The organism is Sphaerisporangium dianthi, assembly GCF_042654065.1.
Classification (GTDB): Bacteria; Actinomycetota; Actinomycetes; order Streptosporangiales; family Streptosporangiaceae; genus Sphaerisporangium; species Sphaerisporangium dianthi.
In genome coordinates this window covers 15,132-35,435 of sequence record NZ_JBHSFP010000037.1, presented here as the reverse complement: position 1 = coordinate 35,435, position 20,304 = coordinate 15,132, and the positions used below count along the sequence as shown (strand labels likewise).

At 73.0% G+C, this 20,304-nt stretch carries 20 protein-coding genes; 9 read left to right on the top strand and 11 right to left on the bottom strand.

Annotated elements, in window-relative coordinates; translation table 11 throughout:
* Positions 1-26 precede the first annotated feature (26 nt).
* The 3 genes from ACFO60_RS34655 to tsaA all read right to left on the bottom strand — a co-directional run bounded on the left by ACFO60_RS34655 (position 27) and on the right by tsaA (position 1,391).
* The gene (locus ACFO60_RS34655; protein WP_380849460.1) at positions 27-575 is read right to left on the bottom strand and encodes a YciI family protein; all 549 of its coding nucleotides are present in this window, start codon (positions 573-575) and stop codon (positions 27-29) included.
* A 176-nt stretch (positions 576-751) separates the two neighbouring features.
* A complete protein-coding gene (locus ACFO60_RS34650; protein ID WP_380849459.1) occupies positions 752-862 on the bottom strand; it encodes a DUF397 domain-containing protein in 111 nt (36 codons plus the stop codon).
* 58 nt (positions 863-920) lie between these two features.
* Positions 921-1,391 carry a tRNA (N6-threonylcarbamoyladenosine(37)-N6)-methyltransferase TrmO gene (tsaA, locus tag ACFO60_RS34645; RefSeq protein ID WP_380849457.1) on the bottom strand — a complete coding sequence of 157 codons (471 nt, stop codon included), beginning with the start codon at positions 1,389-1,391 and terminating at the stop codon, positions 921-923.
* A 312-nt stretch (positions 1,392-1,703) separates the two neighbouring features.
* On the opposite strand from tsaA, the gene ACFO60_RS34640 reads away from it, so the two are divergent.
* Positions 1,704-2,693: an FAD-dependent oxidoreductase gene (locus ACFO60_RS34640; protein ID WP_380849454.1), complete on the top strand. Its 990-nt coding sequence runs from the start codon at positions 1,704-1,706 to the stop codon at positions 2,691-2,693.
* On the opposite strand, the gene ACFO60_RS34635 is transcribed toward ACFO60_RS34640, so the two are convergent.
* Both ACFO60_RS34635 and ACFO60_RS34630 read right to left on the bottom strand, forming a co-directional pair.
* Positions 2,690-3,481 (bottom strand): SDR family NAD(P)-dependent oxidoreductase, encoded by a 792-nt coding sequence (locus ACFO60_RS34635; protein ID WP_380849451.1) that lies wholly within the window; start codon positions 3,479-3,481, stop codon positions 2,690-2,692. The genes ACFO60_RS34640 and ACFO60_RS34635 overlap by 4 nt on opposite strands.
* Positions 3,482-3,549: 68 nt before the next feature.
* Entirely contained in the window at positions 3,550-4,740 is a 1,191-nt protein-coding gene (locus ACFO60_RS34630) for an MFS transporter (protein WP_380849449.1), read from the bottom strand.
* A 615-nt stretch (positions 4,741-5,355) separates the two neighbouring features.
* On the opposite strand from ACFO60_RS34630, the gene ACFO60_RS34625 reads away from it, so the two are divergent.
* The gene (locus tag ACFO60_RS34625) at positions 5,356-6,324 is read left to right on the top strand and encodes a ParB/RepB/Spo0J family partition protein (RefSeq protein ID WP_380849446.1); all 969 of its coding nucleotides are present in this window, start codon (positions 5,356-5,358) and stop codon (positions 6,322-6,324) included.
* 223 nt (positions 6,325-6,547) lie between these two features.
* Entirely contained in the window at positions 6,548-6,934 is a 387-nt protein-coding gene (locus ACFO60_RS34620; RefSeq protein WP_380849444.1) for a YciI family protein, read from the top strand.
* Between the two features lie 34 nt (positions 6,935-6,968).
* Here the strand turns inward: ACFO60_RS34620 and ACFO60_RS34615 are convergent, their stop codons facing one another.
* Positions 6,969-7,499 (bottom strand): NUDIX hydrolase, encoded by a 531-nt coding sequence (locus ACFO60_RS34615; RefSeq protein ID WP_380849441.1) that lies wholly within the window; start codon positions 7,497-7,499, stop codon positions 6,969-6,971.
* 81 nt (positions 7,500-7,580) lie between these two features.
* On the opposite strand from ACFO60_RS34615, the gene recD2 reads away from it, so the two are divergent.
* Positions 7,581-9,731, top strand: a complete 2,151-nt coding sequence (recD2, locus tag ACFO60_RS34610; protein ID WP_380849438.1) for an SF1B family DNA helicase RecD2 — start codon at positions 7,581-7,583, stop codon at positions 9,729-9,731.
* A 135-nt stretch (positions 9,732-9,866) separates the two neighbouring features.
* Here the strand turns inward: recD2 and ACFO60_RS34605 are convergent, their stop codons facing one another.
* On the bottom strand, positions 9,867-10,202 hold the full coding sequence (locus ACFO60_RS34605; RefSeq protein ID WP_380849435.1) for a DUF1801 domain-containing protein: 336 nt from the start codon (positions 10,200-10,202) through the stop codon (positions 9,867-9,869).
* A 220-nt stretch (positions 10,203-10,422) separates the two neighbouring features.
* Between ACFO60_RS34605 and ACFO60_RS34600 the strand changes: the two genes are divergently transcribed.
* The 4 genes from ACFO60_RS34600 (at position 10,423) to ACFO60_RS34585 (ending at position 16,718) form a co-directional block, all read left to right on the top strand.
* Positions 10,423-11,010 (top strand): NADPH-dependent FMN reductase, encoded by a 588-nt coding sequence (locus tag ACFO60_RS34600; RefSeq protein ID WP_380849433.1) that lies wholly within the window; start codon positions 10,423-10,425, stop codon positions 11,008-11,010.
* A 78-nt stretch (positions 11,011-11,088) separates the two neighbouring features.
* Positions 11,089-11,643, top strand: coding sequence for a dihydrofolate reductase family protein (locus tag ACFO60_RS34595; RefSeq protein ID WP_380849431.1), 555 nt, complete (start codon positions 11,089-11,091; stop codon positions 11,641-11,643).
* A gap of 56 nt (positions 11,644-11,699) precedes the next feature.
* Positions 11,700-12,839 carry a serine hydrolase domain-containing protein gene (locus tag ACFO60_RS34590; RefSeq protein ID WP_380849429.1) on the top strand — a complete coding sequence of 380 codons (1,140 nt, stop codon included), beginning with the start codon at positions 11,700-11,702 and terminating at the stop codon, positions 12,837-12,839.
* A gap of 285 nt (positions 12,840-13,124) precedes the next feature.
* Positions 13,125-16,718: an AfsR/SARP family transcriptional regulator gene (locus ACFO60_RS34585; RefSeq protein WP_380849426.1), complete on the top strand. Its 3,594-nt coding sequence runs from the start codon at positions 13,125-13,127 to the stop codon at positions 16,716-16,718.
* A gap of 263 nt (positions 16,719-16,981) precedes the next feature.
* Here the strand turns inward: ACFO60_RS34585 and ACFO60_RS34580 are convergent, their stop codons facing one another.
* From ACFO60_RS34580 to ACFO60_RS34565, 4 genes are read right to left on the bottom strand one after another with little or no spacing between them, the layout of a single operon-like run.
* On the bottom strand, positions 16,982-17,674 hold the full coding sequence (locus ACFO60_RS34580) for an LmbU family transcriptional regulator (RefSeq protein WP_380849423.1): 693 nt from the start codon (positions 17,672-17,674) through the stop codon (positions 16,982-16,984).
* On the bottom strand, positions 17,671-18,660 hold the full coding sequence (locus ACFO60_RS34575) for a sporulation-delaying protein SdpB family protein (RefSeq protein WP_380849420.1): 990 nt from the start codon (positions 18,658-18,660) through the stop codon (positions 17,671-17,673). Before ACFO60_RS34575 ends, ACFO60_RS34580 begins: the two co-directional genes overlap by 4 nt.
* Positions 18,645-19,208 (bottom strand): SdpA family antimicrobial peptide system protein, encoded by a 564-nt coding sequence (locus tag ACFO60_RS34570; RefSeq protein WP_380849417.1) that lies wholly within the window; start codon positions 19,206-19,208, stop codon positions 18,645-18,647. The genes ACFO60_RS34575 and ACFO60_RS34570 overlap by 16 nt, the downstream gene beginning before the upstream one ends.
* Positions 19,205-19,714, bottom strand: a complete 510-nt coding sequence (locus tag ACFO60_RS34565) for a sporulation delaying protein family toxin (RefSeq protein WP_380849414.1) — start codon at positions 19,712-19,714, stop codon at positions 19,205-19,207. The genes ACFO60_RS34570 and ACFO60_RS34565 overlap by 4 nt, the downstream gene beginning before the upstream one ends.
* Positions 19,715-19,855: 141 nt before the next feature.
* Here ACFO60_RS34565 and ACFO60_RS34560 point away from each other — a divergent pair, with 141 nt between their 5' ends.
* Positions 19,856-20,245: a GntR family transcriptional regulator gene (locus ACFO60_RS34560; protein ID WP_380849411.1), complete on the top strand. Its 390-nt coding sequence runs from the start codon at positions 19,856-19,858 to the stop codon at positions 20,243-20,245.
* The last annotated feature ends 59 nt before the right edge of the window (positions 20,246-20,304 follow it).

The window sequence follows — 20,304 nt, the reverse complement described above, 5'->3', positions numbered from 1 at the left end:
CCGAGCGTCTCGCCATGCGCCTCTCCTCACCGCCGCCCGCCGAACCCCCAGTCGTGGACCTCGACGTCGGCGTACCGGTCCACGGTCAGGACGGCGCGCGCCGCGTCGGGGTCCGGCGCCCTGAGAAGTACCGCCGTGCCCAGCCATGTGGCGCCGTCGTCCGCCAGCAGCGGCCCGTACGCGATCAGTTCGTCCTGGTCCCGCGGCGGGTCAAGGTCGGCGGCCTGCCCGGAGCCGAGGCCCAGCACCAGATAGCGGTCGCCGCCGTCTCGGCCGCCGGGGAAGTCCCACATGGTGCGCCCCAGCACGTTGCGCCATCGGCGCAGCATCACGTCCCGGTACACACCCGCCTGGTAGTTCGGCTCGTCGAAGACGAACGCCCGCGCGGTGGAGGGATCGGGCAGATCGACGATATGCACGCTGCCGGTGGCGGCGTCGCTGTCGCGGTCGAAGGTCGGGCCACGGGCGATCATCTCTGCCGCGTACCGGTCCATGTAGGACCAGTGCTCTTCCAGCAGCTCGTCGCGTAGCGCCGCGGAATCAGGCCGATCACGGTGATAACAGAAGAACTCCATGCCGAGAGTACCTACCACGCACCGCCGCGACAGGTCACCGCCACCGGCCACGGACGACCAACCCCACCCCAGCCGACCCCGGAGCCGAAGCCGTCGCCGGCGGTGCCATCAACAGCGGAGAGCCCCTGGAGTGGCGAGGGCCCTCGAAGCCGGCGGATCGCCCCGGGCGGACGGATTCAGCCGCCGAAGCCGCCGTTCTTGACGCCACCGATAAACGCGGTCCATTCGCCGGGGCTGAAGATGAGCGCCGGTCCATTCGACTTCCTGCTGTCTCTGACCGCGATCACGCGACTCGCAGCTTCACGAGGCGGTCCGCCGGATTCACCGCACCGGTGAAGGACGTGGTCAGGCGCGGAGGTCGGGAGGGGTGTCGGTGCCGCGGACCCAGGGTTTGATGTCGAGGACCGGGGTGCCGTCGACGAGGTCGACGCCGTTGAAGTGGACGACGTTGCCCTCGACGCTCAGCACGCGGACGAGGCTCATCCCGAGGCGGCTCGGCCGGTTCGGGGAGCGGGTGGAGAACACCCCCCGGTGCGTCCCGCCTCTGGCGCCGCCGCGCGGGACGCACTTCAGCGTCCCGGCCTCGTCGTCGTCCTGCGAGTGCAGCCAGGTGAGCAGCCAGACGTGCGTCCACCGCTCCAGGCCGGCCAGGCCGTCGGCGTACTCGTCGTGGACGACCACCCGGCCGGGCTCGCGGTAGTTCTCGGTGGCCTGCGCCGGGGCGTCCTGCGGACGGGCGTAGCCGGTCACCACGTAACCGATCGGGCTGATCTGGACCGGCTGCCGGACGCCGGGATCGGCGGTCTGCTCGGACACCTCATCGACCTCGATTCACTGAGAAGCGCATCCGCGTGGATGCTGGTCGGGTACTCGGGGCGCGAATACTACACAGTCGTCCTCCAGCGACCTGGAGAACGCATTGCGATATGCGGCAGTAAATCCTTTTTGGGAGGTTTTTCGGGTGCCCCTAATGGCGGCGGCGCGCTTGCTCCGGCGCGCGGGACGCCACGACAATGCAGGCTCAGCCATATCCAGGGGCATGGGGGGATTCCTACCGGTGGCCGGCATTCGATCGCGCCCCCCACGCATTTCGCGGCGCCCGTTTTCCTGTGACCGAGGAGGATTCGCGTGACAGAGCGCACAGATGTTCTGGTCGTCGGCGCCGGCGTCATCGGCCTGACCACGGCCGTGCACCTGGCCGAGCAGGGCCTGACGGTACGGCTGCGCGGCGACCAGCCGCCACGCGAGACGACCTCCGCGGTCGCCTTGGCCGTGCTCAGCGGCCCCCTGCTCTCCGACCCGGCCGACACCGCGGGCTGGGAGCCGTACGAGACCACCTCGGCATGGCACCGCGCCGGCCTGGACACCTTCGCCGCGCTGGCCGGGCAGCCCGGCACGGGCGTGCGGGTCACCCCCGGCAGGTGGGCGAGCCGGACCGAGATCGCCGACGCCTCCTGGGTCCGCGGGATGCCGGGCTACCGGCCCTGCACGCCCGACGAGCACCCCGGGTTCGCGATGGCATTCTGGATGTCCGTGCCGATCGTCGACATGCCGGTCTACTTCGACCATCTGACGAGCCGTCTCGCCGCGGCCGGCGGAAGCCTCGAGATCGGCCCGGTGGCCTCCCTCGAGGAGGCCGCCGCCGAGGCGCCCGTCGTCGTCAACTGCACCGGCGCCTACGCCCGGCGCCTGACCGCCGACCCCGAGATCCGCCCGATGCGCGGCCAGCACGTGATCGTCGAGAACCCCGGGATCACCGACTACTTCTACGAGTTCAGCAAGGGCCCCAAGCTGACCGCGTTCATGCCGCACGGCGACCGGCTCGTCTGCGGCGGGACCGCGACCCGCGACGACTGGAGCCGCGAGCCCGACCCCGCGCAGACCGAGGAGATCATCGCCCGCTGCGCCGCCGTCGAGCCGCGCATCGCCGGCGCGCGCGTCCTCGGCGTCGAGGCCGGCCTGCGCGCGGGCCGGCCCCGCGTCCGCCTCGCCGAGGAGTCCGCCGGCGGCGCCCGCGTCATCCACAACTACGGGCACGGGGGCGCCGGGGTCGGCATGTCCTGGGGATGCGCCCACGAGGTCGGCAAGCTGCTCCAGCACACCGGGCGGGCCGTCTAGCGGGTCGTGAGCGCGCCGCCGTTGACGTTCAGCACCTGGCCGGTGATGTGCCGGGCGGCGGGCGAGGCGAGGAAGACGACGGCCCCGGCGATGTCCTCGGGGTAGCCGGCGCGCCCGTTCATCGTCTCGGCCACCCGCGCGTCGTGGAACTGCTGCCCGTTGCGGTCGCGGAAGAACTCGGTGTCGGCGATGTAGCCGGGCGACACCACGTTGGAGGTGATGTCGCGGGCGCCGAGCTGCCGCGCCAGGAAGAGGTTCCAGGAGTTCAGCCCCGCCTTGGCGGCGCCGTAGGAGCCCGCGCCCCGGTCGGCGGCGAAGGAGCCGACGTGGACGACCGCGCCGCCCGGGGCGAGCTGCTTGTCCAGGGCGGCCGTCATCAGCACCGCGCTGACCAGGTTGCCCTCCAGGTTCGCCCGCCAGCCCGCGGCGAGGGCGTGCAGGTTGTCCGGCGTGCGCGGGCCCTGCCCGCTCAGCCCGACGGCGCCGAGCTGCGGCCCGCCGGGGCCGGGGCCGCCGGGGCCGCCGTCCAGGTCGCGGTTGCCGCCCGCGTTGTTGACCAGCACGTCCACCGTCGTCGGCAGCTGGTCGCGCAGCGCCTCGATCTGGTCGGGGTCGGTGGCGTCGCACACGACGGTGCTCACGCCGTCGCCGAGCCGCGAGCGCGCCTCGCTCAGGACGGACTCGCGCCGCCCGGTGATGAAGACGTGGGCGCCCTGGGCGGCGAAGGCCGACGCCACGGCGTAGCCGATGCCGGTTCCGCCTCCGGTGACAACAACCGTCCGTGTCATGTCGGGTATCTCCATTCGTTCGTCTGTCTGGTCGAGCTCGGTGGGGGCGCGCGGACGGCGCCGGCGGGTCAGGCGGGGACGGTGGCGGCGGCGGTGGCGCGGGTGAACCGGGCCCGGGCGAGCGCCCCGACGATCGTGACGGGCAGGGTCACCAGCGCCGCGATGCCGAAGAGCAGGCGGAAGTGGCCGCCGGCCGCGAGCCCGCCGACTGCGGCCGTGCTGAGGGCGGCGCCGGTGAACACCGCGGAGGCGACCACGGCGGCGGCCGTGCCGCGCACGTCGGGCGGCGACGCCTCGATCATCCAGGTCTGGATGGTCGACTGCGCGATGGCGAGGGCCATCCCGGCGAGCAGGCCTGCCACCAGGATCGACGGGATCGTCTGGCTGAACGCCGCGGACAGGAAGCCCGCGAACAGCAGTGTGCAGCCGCCGCCGAACAACCCGGCCGCGGTCACCCGCGAGTCGATCGACCGCACGATCACCCCGCCGATCACGGCGCCGAGACCGTAGGAGCCGGTGACGATGCCGGCGATCGCCGCGTTCCTGCCGTGCACCTGCAGCGAGGAGCTGAAGAAGTTGTAGAACCCCACCATCGACGCGCCCTCGAAGAAGGCGAAGATCGTGAGGAAGCGGAACCATCCGCCGCGGAAGACCTGGCCGAGCCGCTTGAGCGCCTCCCGGTGGCCGGTCTTGGTGACCAGCGTCTCCGGCAGCCTGCCGTACAGCACCGCGAGCACCGCCGCCCCCGCCGCGACGAGCAGCATGGCGGCCCGCCAGTTGATCAGGTCGTTGAGCACGCCGGCGCTGATGGTGCCGGTGGCGGTGCCGATCGCCGCGACCGACATCAGGCCGGCCATCACCCGCTGGCGCCGCTCGGGCGGCACCCGGTCGCCGATGTAGGCGACGGTCACCGGGGCGAGCGCGGCGGCGAACGCTCCTGCCAGGGCGCGGCCCACGATCAGCAGGGTCACGTTGGGCGCGAGCGCCGCGAGCAGGTTGCCCAGGGACACTCCCGCGAGGCCGATGCGCATCACCCGCACCCGCCCGGCGGAGTCGGACAGGAGCCCGTAGAAGGGCTGCATGACGCCGAACAGCAACAGGTAGGCGGTAAGCGCCAGCGTCACCGTGGCGAGGCCGACGTGGAAGTGCGCGGCCACCGGCACCAGCAGCGGGGTGATCATGATCACGTTGGCCTGGACGAGGAACCATCCGGCGTACGGGATCGCCATGCCGGTCTTCTCGTGCGTTCGCTGAGCCATCGCATTCCTCACTCGGGCCGGAGCCCGATCAGGCTTCGACGTGCCATGAACCGGGTCGCCACCACGCGGCGCGTGCCTGTCGTGAGATCGTCGCCTCGAATTCCCGTCACGCGGCCCGGTGCATCGCGGCGAACAATAGTCGGGACGGTTACCAGAGAAAGTCTGGGTATCCGGCGCACCGAGGGCAAGCCACTCGGCGTTAATGGTCGCGAATTCTGGGGTGACCCGCAATGCCCGGCACCCCGGTTACCCGATGCCCGGCCGCCGCGCAACCCCAGAATTCTCTGATTTCCCCCGGTATCGGATCGACCGGCGCACCCGGACGCCCAGCCCGCACGGAACCGGCCGCGACCTGGCACGCGACAGGACAGCAACCGGGAAGATGCGGCGTTCGTCCCGGCGCACGACGATAGGGCTCGATTACCGTTCGCCGATTTCACGCATCCGGTATGCCGCGGATCACCCGCCTATCGCCAGGCGTACGCATGAACACGTGGGAGCCGATGAAACACGGGGAGAGGTGTCTTGATGCCGGCAGCAGACATCACGACGGCACGTGAGGCGAACACGCTCGCCGATTGCCATGCCGCACCGCGGAGGATGCTTCTGTCGCCGGTGCCGAATGACGCCGACGACTACGAGATAATGGCGATCAGCGCATTGTCGCCCGGCGACTCGCCACGCCTTTCCGGCGAGGACGCCGAGCACACCCGCCTGCTCGCGGAGTCCTGCGACGACCTGCCTCCCATCCTGGTGCACCGCGGCACCCTGCGCGTCATCGACGGGATGCACCGGCTGCGCGCCGCCCTTCTGCGCGGCGAAGAGAAGATCAGGGTGCGGCTCTTCGACGGGGACGAGGAGACGGCGTTCGTCATGGCCGTCGAGGCGAACACCGCCCACGGCCTGCCCCTCTCGCTCGCCGACCGCGAGGCGGCCGCCGCCCGCATCGTCGTCTCCTACCCGCAGTGGTCGGACCGGGCGATCGCCTCGGTCACCGGCCTGTCGGCCAAGACCGTCGACGGCATCCGCCGGGCGGCGACGCCGGGCGTGCCCCAGCCGCTCAGCCGCATCGGACGGGACGGCCGCGTCCGGCCGCTCACCAGCGCGGAGGGCAGGCGCCGGGCCTGCGAGCTGTTCACCCTGCGCCCGGACGCGTCGCTGCGCAAGGTGGCCCAGGAGGCCGGCATCTCACTCGGCACCGCCCGCGACGTGCGCAACCGCATGATGCGCGGCGAGGACCCCATCCCGCCGCAGCAGCGCGCGCGGGACGAGCGCCGCGAGCCCGTGGCGGCCGAGCTCCGGCTGCGGCGGGTCGCCGCGGCGGGGCGGGCGGACCGGCCAAAGGACCCGGCGACGATCTTGCACCAGCTCCAGCGTGACCCGTCCGTGCGGTTCACCGACTCCGGGCGCACGCTGCTCCGCTGGCTGAACGACCACACGGCGGGCGTGGGCGAGTGGGAGGATCTCAGCGGCGCCATGCCCTCCCACTGCGCGTACATGATCGCCGACTTGGCGTGCGCGGTCGCCGAGGAGTGGCTGGAGTTCGCCGAGCAGGTCCGCCGGCGCGCCGAGACCACGGCCTGAAGTCCGCCGGCGCGGATCGGCCGCCGCCCGCGGGCCCTCGCCCGGCCATCGCGGCAGTGCATGATGGTCGGCGGACCGGTCCTGTCCGGGTCGGAGAGAATCCGCGGGAAGAAGTTTCGCCGGTCGTGTCGAATCCGCCGTCTCCCGGTCGACGCGTGAGCGTAGACCAACGGACGCGCGGGTGCGGCCTCGCCGGACTCGCGCACGTACAAGGAGCACCACCATGCGCTTCATGCTGCTTCTCAAGACAGAAGAGAACTCCTCGGCGGGCATGCCTCCCAAGGAGCTCATGGACGCCATCTTCCGATACGGGGAGGAGATGACCAAGGCGGGCGTCCTCCTTGACACCGGCGGCCTGGCCCCGACCGTGACGGGCACGCGGATCCGCCTGTCCGCCCCCGGCAAGATCACCGTGACCGACGGGCCCTTCACCGAGTCCAAGGAGATGATCGCCAGCTACGCGATGATCGAGGCGGGCTCCCAGCAGGAGGCCGTGGAGTTCGCGACCAGGTTCATGGACCTGCACAGGGAGCACTGGCAGGGATGGGAGGGCGAGTCGGAGGTCCGCCAGATCTTCGGCCCCGACTCCCCGCCGCCGTTCGCCCAGTGACCGACCGCCCCTGATCGCCCGCCTCCCCGTCTGTTCAGCGGCGGGGAAGCCGGGCGCGGGGGACGGGCAGGTGGGCGAACTCCGGGTGGTGCCAGGGCAGCACCACCGGCTCGGCCGGCACCTCGCCCGCGTACAGGCGCTCCAGCAGGCCGGGCAGCCCCCACGGCTGGACGCGCTCCTCCGTGCCGCGCAGCTCGGCCAGCGTCCACCAGCGGTGCCCGAGCATGTCGCGCCGCTCGTAGTCGGTGAGGCCGGACAGGTCCAGGTCGAGCCTTTCCACCCGCAGGAAGAAGTAGGTCTCGACCGAGAAGTACATGCGGCCGTCCCAGCTGCCGCGCCAGTGACCGGCGCCGGTCGCGACCACCGGCCCGAGCCGCTCGGGCGCGATGCGATGGCCGGTCTCCTCCAGCAGTTCGCGGGCGGCGGCGGCCTCCACGGTCTCGCCGTCGTCGATGCCGCCGCCGGGCGTGATCCACACGGAACCGGCCCACTGGAACAGCAGCAGCCGGTCGTCGCCGTCGGCGAGCAGGATGCGGGCGCTGGGACGAAGGATGGACTCGCGCACGGCTCCGAGCTTAGACATCCGCCCGCCGCCGCCGCGACGCGATTACCCCGGGTGTCGGTGCGGAGTGGTTTCATCGGTGTCGTGGAGGCCTCCGTCGAGCAGCTCGTGTACGTCCGCGAGGACGAGTACACGGTCGCCCGCATGAGCGCCGACGGCGTGCCGGGCTTCGTCGCCGCGGGCCGCGTCCTCGCGGGCGTGCAGCCGGGCGAGACGCTGCGGCTCGACGGCGACTGGGAGGAGCACCCGCGGCACGGCAGGCGCATGGCGGTCACGGCGTGCGAGCGCGTCGTGCCCTCCACGGTCCGCGCCATCCGCATGTATCTCGGCTCGGGCCTGATCCGCGGCATCGGCCCCCGGCTGGCGCACGCCATCGTCAGCCACTTCGGCGAGGCGAGCCTGACGGTCATCGACATCGAGCCCGACCGGCTTAGGGAGGTCGTCAACATCGGCCCGGTGCGCCAGGCGCAGATCGTCGAGGCGTGGGCCGAGCAGAAGGCCATCGCCGCACTGATGGTGGTGCTGCAGGGGTTCGGCGTGAGCCCGCTGCTCGCGGCCAAGGTGTACCAGACGTTCGGCGCCGAGTCGGCCGACATCCTGACCAGCGACCCCTACCGGCTCATCGGCCGTGTGCGGGGCATCGCGTTCGCCACGGCCGACAAGATCGCCCTGCGGTCCGGGGTGCCCGAGCGCAGCCCGCAGCGCGTCAAGGCCGCGATCGTCGACCGGCTGGAGGCCGCGGCCGCCGGGGCCGGGCACTGCTTCCTGCCGCTCACCATCCTGCTCGCCCAGGCGGCCGACCTGCTCGGCCAGGACGACGACCTCGTCCGGCAGATGGTCGACGCCCTCGCGTCCGAGCGCCGCGTGGTGGTCGAGGCGTCCTTCGCCGACGCCCGCCAGACCGTGGTGTACGCCAAGGAGCAGCACGCCCGCGAGCTGCGGCTGACGGCCAACCTCACCCGTCTCCGCCAGGCACGCTCAACGCTGAGGCTGCGCCCCTTCCAGGAGGACCCCGGCCTGAACGACGACCAGCGCGCGGCGGTGACCACGGCGCTGACCAGCACCGTCTCCATCCTCACCGGCGGGCCCGGCTGCGGCAAGAGCCACACCGTCAGGGTGATCGCGGCGACGGTGCGGGCGATGGGCGGCACGGTCACCCTCACCGCGCCCACCGGCAAGGCGGCAAAGCGCCTGTCCGAGCTCACCGGCCTGCCCGCCACGACCATCCACCGGATGCTCGCCCACCAGCCCGATCCCGACCCCGGCGCGCTGTTCGAGCAGACGCCCGCGCAGGCCGACCTCGTCGTGGTCGACGAGGCCTCCATGCTCGACCTGCACCTGGCCACCCGGCTCACCTCGGCCCTCACTCCGGGCGGCCACCTGCTCCTGGTCGGCGATAGCGACCAGCTGCCGAGCATCGGGCCGGGCAGCGTGCTGGCCGACCTGCTGCGCGTCGAGGACATTCCCCGGGTCCGGCTGACCCACGTCTTCCGCCAGGCCGGCGGCAGCGCGATCATCCGCGCCGCCCACCGCGTCAGGGCGGGCGAGATCCCCTCGCTCCCGGGCGGCGGCGGCTTCTGGTTCGAAGAACTGGACGACCCCGAGGAGGTCGCCAAGCGGGTCGTCCACCTCGCGACCGAGGCGATCCCGCGCAAGCAGGGGGTGCCGGCCGACCAGGTGCAGGTGCTGTGCCCGATGCGCAAGGGCGCGGCGGGCACCGCCGCCCTCGGCCGCGTGCTCCAAGAACGGCTCAACCCGGCCGGTGACGGCAAGGCCGAGCATTGGTCGGGCGACACCGTGTTCCGCGTCGGCGACCGGGTGATGCCGATACGCAACAACTACGACAAGGGCGTCTTCAACGGCGAGACCGGCACGGTCACCTCGATCGACGTGGCCGAGCGGCTGGTTGAGGTTCTGATCGACGACGGCGACGAGGTCACCTACGCCTTCGACCAGCTCGACGAGCTGACCCACGCCTACGCCATCAGCGTGCACCGCTCCCAGGGCAGCGAGTACCCCATCGTGGTGGCCCCGCTCGTGTCCGAGTACGGCGGCGTCATGCTGCACCGCAGGCTGCTGTACACGCTGGTCACCCGGGCCCGCGCGTGGGTCGTCCTCGTCGGCTCCCGAGACGCGCTGGAGCTGGCCGTCCACCGCCTCGGCCAGCGCCGCAACACCGGCCTGGCCCCGCGCATCGCCCTCGCCTCGCGCGCCTCCGGCGGGTCCGTCCCGTGATCGCGTCACCACGGGGTCCATCCCCGTTGACCTCGCCGCCGGTGGATCGCGTCATCGCGTGTCCGCCGGCGCTGACCTTGTTCACCGCACGGCGGGCGCGGGCCCGTCGTCCCGAGCCGGGGTGGCGGGCAGGGGTCACCCGGCGTCGAGGGTGACGGCCTGGCCGATGTAGTCGCGCAGCGCGTCCCGGTCCACGGCGTCGGCGCGCTTCAACTTGACGTGCCGCGTGGTCTTGCCCACACCCGAGAGGAGCCCGTGGCCGTCGGTGAACTCGGCGCCCCGGACGAAGGCGAGGGTGAGGTGGGTCTTGCTGGGGCTGACGATCGCGAGCAGTCCCTCGCCCTTCCACGCGGGCGACCCGCGGCTGATCACCTCTGACGCGCCGGGCGCGCCCTCCCGCATCAGCTCGCGCACGATGGCGAAGACTTCCTGCTGCTCGGGCAGCAGGCGCGCGCTCACGAATTCGTTCACCGCATCGCTGGACATGGAGCCTGGCCTTTCCCTGGTGATCGGGGACGCGCCGCCGGTTCGCGCCCGGCGGCGACGCCGGCCGCCTTGTCCGCGCCGGCTCCTTCACAGTGCCCCACGGGCCCTACGGCCGGTTTACGGGTGAGCGAAAGGAAACCGTAAACGCCTCCCCGCACAGTTGACATCACACAACACCGCACGAAACGACCGAGGGAGGCCGGAGATGTCGGACAGCGGACCGCTGAGGCTGGCGATCATCATCGGCAGCACCCGCAACGGCCGGTTCGGGCCCACCGCGGCCGCCTGGTTCGCGGCGCAGGCCCGCAAGCGCCACGACCTGGAGGTCGACCTCATCGACCTGGCCGAGGCCCGGCTGCCTGACACCCTGGCCGACCACGACGAGGAGGCCCCGGAACAGGTGCGGGCCCTCGGGCCCCGGCTGACCGCCGCCGACGCTTTCGCGGTGGTCACACCGGAGTACAACAGGAGCTTCCCCGCTCCGCTCAAGACCGCCATCGACTGGTTCTACGAGGAGTGGCGGGCCAAGCCGGTGACCTTCGTGGCCTACGGCCGCGAGTCCGGCGGCCTGCACGCCACCGCCCATCTGCGCGAGGTGTTCGCCGAGCTGCACGCCGTGGCCATCCGCGCCGCGGTCAGCCTCCCCTGCTACTGGGAGCTGTACGCCTCCGACGGCAGCTGGCCCAGGCCGACGGCGAACTGCAACACCGCGGTCAAGGTCGTGCTGGACGAGCTGACCTGGTGGGGGCACGCGCTGCGCGACGCGCGGGCCAAGCGCCCCTACACCCATTGACGCACCCGCCCCCTTCGGCAGGCCCCCCGGTCCGGCCGCCGGCACGCGAGCCCACCGACCAACATCGAGGAGGACCCCATGCGAAATGTCGTCGTCTCGACATTCGTCACGCTGGACGCCATCCAGGACAACCCGCACGAGTGGTCGATGGAGTACTGGACCGACGAGTACGCGGGCCGTGCCCGTGACCAGCTGTTCGCCGCGGACGCCCTGCTGATGGGCCGCGTCACCTACGAGGGATTCGCCGCCGCCTGGCCGTCCAGGAACGACGAGGGGACCGCGCAGGAGGGCTTCGCCGACCGCATCAACACCATGCCGAAGTACGTCGTCTCCACCACGCTGGACACCGTCGGCTGGACCGGCTCCACGCTGGTCAAGGGCGACCTCGCCGAGGCGGTGCGCGAGCTCAAGGCGCAGCCCGGGCAGGACATCCTGATGTACGGGTGCGGCGAGGTGGCCCGCGCCCTGGCCGCGCAGGGCCTGGTCGACGAGTTCCGGTTCTGGATCCACCCCGTCGTCGCCGGCCGCGGCGAGCCGGTGTTCGCCGGCTGGCCGCAGTCTCCGATGCGGCTCCTCGGCGTCACGACCTTGGAGTCCGGCGTCGTCATCGTCTCCCACGCGCCGGTCCGCTGACCGGCCGCGCCACGACCACCGTGACCTCATCTCACCACCATCGGGAAGGAACACCCATGAAAGACGTCCAGCAGCAGGTCCAGGACGCCATCGACGAGCTGATCGGCTCCGGCGCGGAGCGCGGGCTGCAGGTCGCCGTGTACCGGCGCGGGGAGCTCGTCGTCGACGCCGTCGCGGGGACCGCCGACCCGGCGACCGGCCGGCCGGTGACGCCCGGCACGCCGTTCCACGTCACCTCGACGGGGAAGGGAGTGACCTCGACCGTCGTGCACGTGCTGGCGGAGCGCGGCGTGCTGTCCTACGACACCCCGATCGCGGATCTGTGGCCGGAGTTCGCCGCGCACGGCAAGCAGGGCGCGACCCTGCGGCACGCCCTGACGCATTCCACCGGCGTCCCCGGCCTGCCGGTGGACACCACGCCGGAGGACCTGACCGACTGGGACAAGATGTGCGCCACGATCGCGGGCGCCGCGCCGTGGTGGGAGCCGGGCGCCAAGACCGGCTATCACCCGCAGTCCTTCGGCCACATCATCGGGGAGATCGTCCGCCGCGCCACCGGCAGGCCGATCTCGCAGGTGCTGCTGGAGGCGGTGGCGACCCCGCTGGGCGTCGCCGGCGAGCTGTACTTCGGCGTTCCGGCGGCGGAGCTCGGCCGGCTCGCCGTACTTTCGGAGCCCGAGGGCGCCATGGAGCCGACCCCGGAGATGATGGCGGCGATGGCCGAGCAGATGCCGTTCTTCAGGGTCGTGGACGGCTGGACCGCGGCGCCTCCCGCGGCGATGCCGACGGCGGCCTACTGCAACCGCCCCGACGTGCTCACCGCCGACATCCCGGCCGGCGGCGTCATGAGCGCCCGCGCCGTGGCGCGCATGTACGCCGCACTCATGGACGAGGTGGACGGCGTGCGCCTGGTCTCCCCCGACCGGCTTCGGGAGATCACCGCCGTGGCGGTCTCCGGCATGGACGAGGTGATCGGCCTGCCGGTCACCCGCGGTCTCGGCTACAACGTCGGCTTCGCCGGGCCGCTCGACGGCTCCACCCTGTTCGGCATGGCCGGCAGCGGTGGCACCGCCGCCTACGCCGACACCGCGAGCGGCGTCGCGATCGCCGTGGCGAAGACCACCGTCACCGCCGGCGACTACACCGCCTTCCACGAGATCAGCGCCCTGGTCTCCAAGGCCCTCACCGCCGGCTGACATCCGTCCTGTGAAGATCGGCCCTTGATGGACGGCCTCCCGTCACCGCCCCGCGCGGCGGCGGGAGGCCGAAGCCTTCACCTCCGGGCCGAGAGGGCCGAGCCCTCATCCCGGCGGCGGGAGGCCGAGGTCCTCACCGCCGCCGGTCCCCGGCGTCCGGCCCGGAGATCACCGCCCGGAGAGCCCGGCGCCGGCGCCCTCGCGCCGTTCTCCCGGCGGCGGGGCGGCGGGAGGCGGGCCGGCGAAGGCGGCGCCCGGAGCCCGGGGGGCGTTATCGTGGCGGGCATGCGTTTCGGGGTCCTCGGACCGGTGACGGTGTGGACCGGCGACGGCGCCCTCGTCACGGTGCCCGGCCTGAAGGTGCGCGCCCTGCTGGCGGCCCTGCTGGTGGACGAGGGACGGCCGGTGTCCGCCGACCGCCTGGTCGAGCACCTGTGGGGAGACCGGCCGCCGGGCAACCCGTCCGGCACGCTGTCGGCCAAGGTCTCCCAGCTGCGCCGCGCGCTGGAGGACGCCGAACCCGGCGGCCGCGATCTGGTGGTGTCGCCGCCGCCCGGCTACCTGCTGCGGGCCGGCGCGGGCGAGGTCGACGCGCACCGGTTCGCGTCGCTGACGGCCGAGGCGCGCGAAGCGCCCGACGCGCGGGCCAGGGCCACCCTGTTGTCCGGCGCCCTGGCGCTGTGGCGGGGGCCGGCGTTCGCCGGCTTCGCCGACGAGCCGTTCGCGCGCGCCACCGTCGCGCGGCTGGAGGAACAACGGCTCACCGCGCTGGAGGACCTCGCCGAGGCGCGGCTGGCGCTCGGCATGCACGCCGTGGTCGCCGGCGACCTCGGCGACCACGTGGCCCGGCACCCGCTGCGCGAGCGGCCGCGGGCCCTGCACATGCTCGCCCTGTACCGCGATGGACGGCAGGCAGAGGCGCTGGACAGCTATGACGAGCTGCGCGTCCACCTCGCCGAGGAGCTGGGCCTGGACCCGGGCCCGGAGGTCGTCGCCCTTCACCGGTCGATCCTGGCGCAGAACCCCGCGCTGGGCGGCCCCGTCCAGGCCGAGGAGGAGGAGCAGGCAGGGGAGGCCGGCGCGTCCGGCGCGCCCGCGCGGCCGAGGACGAACCTGCCCACGGCGATCGCCGGGATCATCGGCCGCGAGGACGCGGTCGCCGAGGTGCGCGCCTCTCTGGAGCACGGCAGGCTGGTCACGCTGACCGGCTCCGGCGGGGTGGGCAAGACCCGGCTGGCGATGGAGGTCGCCGCCCCCCTGGCCGAGGCCTACCCCGACGGGGTGTGGCTGGCCGAGCTGGGCGCGCTGGACCGTCCCGGGGCCTCCAACGTGCTCGAGTCGCTCACCGACCTGCTGATGGCCGTGCTGGACGTCCGGGACGTCGCCGGCCCGCGCGAGCCGGCCGCGCCGATCGAGCGGCTCGTCCGGGCGCTGCGCACCCGGCGCATGCTGCTGGTGCTCGACAACTGCGAGCACGTGATCGACGAGGTCGCCGAGCTGGCGGCCGCGCTGCTGCGCGCCGCGCCGGGTCTGCGCGTGCTGGCCACCAGCCGCGAGCCGCTCGGCCTGGCCGGCGAGGTGGTGTGGCCGGTGCCGCCGCTGGACGTGCCCCACCCCGGGCAGGCCGATCCTGCGACGCTGGAACGCTTCGGCGCGGTGAAGCTGTTCGTCGACCGCGCCGGCGCCGCGGCGCGCGGGTTCACCCTCACCTCCGAGAACGCCGACGCCGTCGCGTTGCTGTGCCGGCGGCTGGACGGCATCCCGCTGGCCCTGGAGCTGGCGGCCACGCGGGTGCGCGCGCTCGGAATCCGCGGCCTGGTCGCCGGGCTGGACGACCGGTTCCGGCTGCTGGCGACCGGGCACCGCGGCGCGCCGCCGCGCCAGCAGACGCTCATGGCGATGATCGACTGGAGCTGGCAACTGCTCACCCCGGCGGAGCGCACCGTCCTGCGCCGGCTGGCCGTGCACGCGGACGGCTGCACCCTGGAGGCCGCCCAAGCCGTCTGCGCCGGGAATCACGCCACCCACCGAACCGTGCGGACGCCCAGCGGAGATCACGCCACCCACCGAACCGTGCGGACGCCCAGCGGAGATCACGCCACCCACCGAACCGTACGGACGGCCGACGGGGATCACACCACCCGCGAAACGGCGCGGGCGGCCGGCGGCGGGGACGGCGTGCCGGTCGAGGAGGTACCCGAGCTGCTGGCACGCCTGGTGGACCGCTCCCTCGTCGTCATGACCGACCGCGGGGACGAGGCCCCTCGCTACCGGCTGCTCGAGTCGGTGGCGGCCTACTGCGCCGACCGCATGGACGAGGCGGGCGAGCTGCGGCAGGTGTCCGAGTGGCACCGCGTGTACTACACCGCCCTGGCCGAGAGCGCCGAGCCACACCTGTACGGTCCCGGCCAGGGAACGTGGTTGCGGCGTCTGGACGCCGAGGCCGCCAACCTGCGGGCCGCGCTCGACAGCGCGCTGCGCGACGGCGACGCCGGCCTCGCGCTGCGCCTGGTCAACGCGCTGACCTGGTACTGGTTCCTGCGCGGCCGGCTGGACGAGGCCCGCCGCTCACTCCAGGCGGCGCTGGACACGGCGGCCGGCGGACCTCCGCCCCTGGCGGCGGGCACAGCGGCCGGCGGACCTTCTCCCGTGACGGCGGGCACAGCGGCCGGCGGACCTCCGCCCCTGGCGGCGGGCACAGCGGCCGGCGGATCTTCTCCCGTGGCGCCGGACCCGGGCGGCGCGCCTTTCCCGGCCGCCCGGGCGCGGGCCGTGACCTGGCACACCGGCGTCTCGTTCCTGCTCGGCGACATCGACGGCTGGCCGGCCCGCCACGAGGCGGCGCTGCGCGCCTACGACGGCGCGGACGATCCCCTGGGGCGGGCCAGAGCCGAGTGGTTCCTCGCGTTCGCCGAGATCGACCTCGGTGACGTGGCGGCCACCGGCGAGTCGATCGGCCGTTCCCTGGCCGCCTTCGAGGCCGCCGGCGACGAGTGGGGGGTGGCCGCGGCGCTGAGCCTGCGTGCCAAGCACGCGCACGTGCGGGGCGACGCCGCCGCGCTCGAACGGGACGGCGCCCGCAGCGCGGCGCTGTTCCGCGAGCTCGGGGACAGGTGGGGGCTGCTGCAGGCCACCGAGTGGCTGGGAGCGCACGCGGGGATGACCGGCGATCACGAGCGGGCCAACCGCCTGCACCTGGAAGGGCTGCGCATCGCCGCGGACCTCGGGCTCTGGACCGACGTCTCGGGCCGCCTGTCGTGGCTCGGCTGGATCGCCATGCAGTGCGGCGACCATCGGGCGGCGCGCGTCTACTGCGAGGAAGGGCTGGAGCTGGCCACGGAGCAGGCCTCTCCTCTCGGCGCCGTGTTCGCCGAGATGGGGCTCGCGTTCGCGGCCCGCCGGCAGGGCGACCTCGACGTCGCCGAGGCACACCTGCGCAACCTCGCCGAGGCGGTCGACCGGCAGGACACCGGGCCGGGCCGGCCGCTGTACGCGCCGAGCGTCCTGGCCGAGCTGGGGTATGTGGCCGAGCTGCGCGGCGACGCGGCGACGGCCCTGGCCAGGCACTCGGAGGCGTTCGCCGTCGCGCTGGACCTGGACACCTCCGGAGACGTCGCGCTGGCGCTGTCCGGTCTGGCCGGGGCCTGCGCGCTCGCCGGACGGCACGGCGACGCCGCCAGGTTGCTCGGCGCGGCCGCGGCCGTCCGGGAGGCGGCGGGCATCGTCCTCACTCCGGCGGAGGAGGGCGACACGCACCGCACGATCGGGGCGGCCAGGGCCGCGCTCGGCGAGGACGCCTTCGCGCGGCTGTTCGCCCACGGCCGCGCCCTGCGGCCCGAGCAGGCCCGCTCGCTCCTCGACGGCGCGGGCGTCCCCTGACCGCGTCCCGACCGGACGGCCCCTGACCGCGTCCCGACCGGGCGGCCCCTGACCGCGTCCTCACCGGCGTCCCCTGACCGCGTCCCGACCGGGCGGGCCCTGACCGCGTCCCCATCGGACGGCCCCGATCGGCGGCTCCGGCGTCCCCGATCGGCGGCGCGCGGGCCGTTCGCCCGCCGCGACGCGGGCGTCCCGTCCTGCGGCGGGTCCGCCGTTTCTCGTCACGGCGGACCCGCGCGGCGCGGCGCGCGGAGGGCGCGCCGCTACGCGGACGCGGCGGCGCGTTGCTTGATGACCTCCTCGGCCAGCATCTCCAGCGCCTGCACGACCCAGTTCGACAGCTCGCAGTTCTGCAGGCGCGCCGCGAGCTCCCAGCGCTCCAGCTGCTCGTCGCTCGGGGACAGCCGGAAGCCGGCGCCGACGGGGACGGCCTCGGCCTGCACGACGTCCCGGCCCGCGCCCCGTTTGAGGGCCGCCGCGCCCTTGAGCTCCTTGCGCAGACGGTTCCTCGACCAGCCGAACTGCTCGGCGCGCTGGAGCCACAGGTCCTGCTCGGGCTCGCCCAGAGCCGCCACCTCGGCGTGGTGGGCGAAGCTGAGCCGGTCCCTGCGCCTGGCGAGGCTGAAGCGGCGGGTCACCCAGGCGTAGTTGCGCAGCGTCTGGTAGTCCAGGGCCGTCCTCTCGATGGCCATGCGGTAGCGCTCGTTGTAGTGGCTCTCCCCGTAGACGAGCCAGTCGCCGAGCCACCAGGCCGAGGAATCGGCGATCAGCGACAGCTGCCGCCCGATCCGCTCCCAGCTGGCCAGCGGGATGGGGGCCGGGAACTGCAGGCCGGTCCTTCTCGGTATGACCGCCGGGTCCAGCCCGAGTCGTTGCTGATCTCCGTGCGCGGGTTTGGGCACGGGCGCCAGGCCGCGCGCTTGGTGGTTCCCGTTCTCACCGACATGATCGATCATGCTTCTTCCCCTGCCACATCGCCCTTCCCCAGTGACCTGGCCGCGCCGTTCCGCGCCGTCATCGGCCGGTGAAGGCCGGTGACCAGGCGGGACACCGCTCGCCGTGCCGCCGGGAGACCGCCGGCCCGCCACGCGAAGGGCTGGTCCAACGGCCGCAGATAGAGGATCAGGCTGGCCGACATCGCCAGCGCGAAGCTGCCCAGGCCCATCAAGATCGCGATGGACGCGTGCAGCGCGAGGCCCGACACCAGCAGGTACGGGCGGGCCGCCCGTCGTGCCACCAGGCCGAGGAACAGGGCGAACTCGACCGCGACCGTGCCCCAGGTGAGCAGCGTCACCCCGACCGGCGACGCCAGCACCGGTTGGAGCACCCCGGACGCCCATCCCGGGATGCCGAACTGCGGGTCGCCGAACCAGTAGTACAGCGCCGTCCCGTCCGCCCACTCCTCCTTGCCGAGCTTGGCCATCGAGGCCTGCAGATAGATGCCGGCCACCTGCACCCGGATCACCAGCGACGCCGACCACGCCACCAGCGAGATCACCGGGTTCACCTGGCCGGCGGGCCGCTGCCAGTGCCAGGTCCGCCCGTCGCTCAGCGCGATGGGCAGGATCAGCAGGCTCAGCACCGCGGCCACCTGGTCCCCGCCGTCGGGGATCGTGGCAGAGGCCTGGAAGCTCACCGCCACCCACCAGTGCGGGAGCGCGGTGTACCGGGGCCGCCAGCCGGACGCGGCCACGAGCAGGATGACGATCGCCAGCGCGTGCGCCGTCTCCAGCGGGACGACGCAGAACAAGCTGTACGGCGCGCCGTCGCAATACGGATAGCCCGGAATGCCCTGGGCCGGCCGGAACAGGGTCGAGGTCTCGCTGGCGAGCAGCGTGGTGAGCGTGCAGCAGGCGAGCACGGTCCTGGCCAGGCCGTAGACGTTCGTCCACGGGGCGGCCTCGGCGACCCCCCTGAGCCTCGCGCCTAGTCTCGCGAGCACGTCACCTCCACCCGTACGACCGTGGCGGGCATGCGCGTCCGGTCGGCGGCCCCGGCCCACGCCCACGGCAGGGGCTTCTGCCGGGACAGGCCGAGCGTCCCGCAAAGGACGGGGCCGGGTGAGGGGTTTCGGACGTGGACGGCCGTGGCCGACCGGGACAGGCACCCGTCCACCGCCCCGTCGGGGCAGTCCCGCCAGTGGTGGCCCGAAACGGCCTCCAGCACCAGGCCCGTCTCGACGCCCTCCGCCCGGGAGATGCGGTCGAGCCCCCACAGGTTGCGCGGCTCGGCGTGCGGCCCGAGCGAGGTGGGCCGCCACGTGCCGTCCGCGTCGGGCCGCCACCAGGTGTGCCGCTCGTCGCGGGCCGTCTTGGTGAAGAACGCCCAGCCCTGGGGTGCCACCAGCCGCGCCACCTCGCTCACCCCCCGCTGACCGGGCAGTTGGAGCGCGGCGCCGGGCAGCTGGCCGACGACGACGTAGACGACGATGACGCCCCAGATCAGGCCGAGCGCCACCGCCGCCTTGCCGAGGGTCACGTCCTTGGTCACCGGGCCAGTGCCTGGGCCACGTCGTTGACCCAGCGGTCGCGTGCCAGCGTGCCCCTGACCGGCGCGCCGGTCCAGACGCGGTTCTTGTTCATGACGATGTGCGTCTCCTTGATCAAGTTGCGGTCGACGGCCACGAACGAGCCGTAGTCGTCGGACGGGCCGGCGGCCGTGATGAGCCCGGCGGCCAGCTCGTCGGCGGCCACGGCCGCCCTCTCGATGCGGATGCGGTCGCCGCTGGTGATGGCGGCGGCAAAGGAGGCGAAGAACGCCGGCCTGTGCTGCCGCATCCGCTGGATGAGGTGGTCGGCCCGCTGGGCCTGCCATCGTCCCGACGTCGGGACGATCAGGTCAGGGTGCTTTCCCGCCACTGGACCGGCCCCCAGGAACAGGCCTTTGAACAGGGTCTCCCCGTCGTAATTCTGAAGCTCTGCGGCGCCGTGAGCACTGCCTCCGGTCAGGAGGCCGATGGCAAGCAGGAATACCGCGGCCGACTGAGTGCGTCGCATAGTCACCCCACGCTCGGTCCGAGTCATTAGGGTCCAATTAATGGCATAAATTCTAGAACAACGCCATAGGACTGCTAAGTTGGCTTCCATGTACCGGCGTTCCACCAGGCCTGCCACTGGAGCATCGGCAGGGCCCCGTCTATGCGCCTGAGCATCGACCTCAGCTCCACGGTGCCTCTGTTCGACCAGATCGCGGAGGGACTCAGGCGCGAGCTCACGCGAGGGGCTCTCCAGCCAGGCGACCACCTGCCGCCGGCCCGCGATCTGGCGATCAGCCTGCGGGTGAACCTCCACACGGTGCTGCGCGCCTACGCGCTGCTGCGCGACGAGGGACTGGTCGAGGTACGCCGCGGCCGGGGCACGGTGGTGCTCAGCCCGGTGACGCAGAGTGGCGACCCCCGCCTGAACAAGGCGATCATCAACGTCGTGTCAGAGGCCAGGCGCGTCGGCATCTCCGGAGAAGAACTGGGGAACCTCGTGGTGAACGCCTTCCGCAACGGCATCGGCTATGACACTATTTCGGATTATTGACGGGGTACCAAAGTTCCTACGGGGATTAATGTGCACTTACGGGCACAGAGAGTAAGGTC

What these genes read in the sequence shown, in the direction of transcription:
- ACFO60_RS34565 (WP_380849414.1), bottom strand. Translation starts at nt 19,714, where the DNA reads ATGCGACGCACTCAGTCGGCCGCGGTATTCCTGCTTGCCATCGGCCTC.
- ACFO60_RS34585 (WP_380849426.1), top strand. Translation starts at nt 13,125, where the DNA reads ATGCGTTTCGGGGTCCTCGGACCGGTGACGGTGTGGACCGGCGACGGC.
- ACFO60_RS34560 (WP_380849411.1), top strand. Translation starts at nt 19,856, where the DNA reads ATGCGCCTGAGCATCGACCTCAGCTCCACGGTGCCTCTGTTCGACCAG.
- ACFO60_RS34630 (WP_380849449.1), bottom strand. Translation starts at nt 4,740, where the DNA reads ATGGCTCAGCGAACGCACGAGAAGACCGGCATGGCGATCCCGTACGCC.
- ACFO60_RS34595 (WP_380849431.1), top strand. Translation starts at nt 11,089, where the DNA reads ATGCGAAATGTCGTCGTCTCGACATTCGTCACGCTGGACGCCATCCAG.
- ACFO60_RS34655 (WP_380849460.1), bottom strand. Translation starts at nt 575, where the DNA reads ATGGAGTTCTTCTGTTATCACCGTGATCGGCCTGATTCCGCGGCGCTA.
- ACFO60_RS34620 (WP_380849444.1), top strand. Translation starts at nt 6,548, where the DNA reads ATGCGCTTCATGCTGCTTCTCAAGACAGAAGAGAACTCCTCGGCGGGC.
- ACFO60_RS34590 (WP_380849429.1), top strand. Translation starts at nt 11,700, where the DNA reads ATGAAAGACGTCCAGCAGCAGGTCCAGGACGCCATCGACGAGCTGATC.
- ACFO60_RS34580 (WP_380849423.1), bottom strand. Translation starts at nt 17,674, where the DNA reads ATGATCGATCATGTCGGTGAGAACGGGAACCACCAAGCGCGCGGCCTG.
- ACFO60_RS34600 (WP_380849433.1), top strand. Translation starts at nt 10,423, where the DNA reads ATGTCGGACAGCGGACCGCTGAGGCTGGCGATCATCATCGGCAGCACC.
- ACFO60_RS34635 (WP_380849451.1), bottom strand. Translation starts at nt 3,481, where the DNA reads ATGACACGGACGGTTGTTGTCACCGGAGGCGGAACCGGCATCGGCTAC.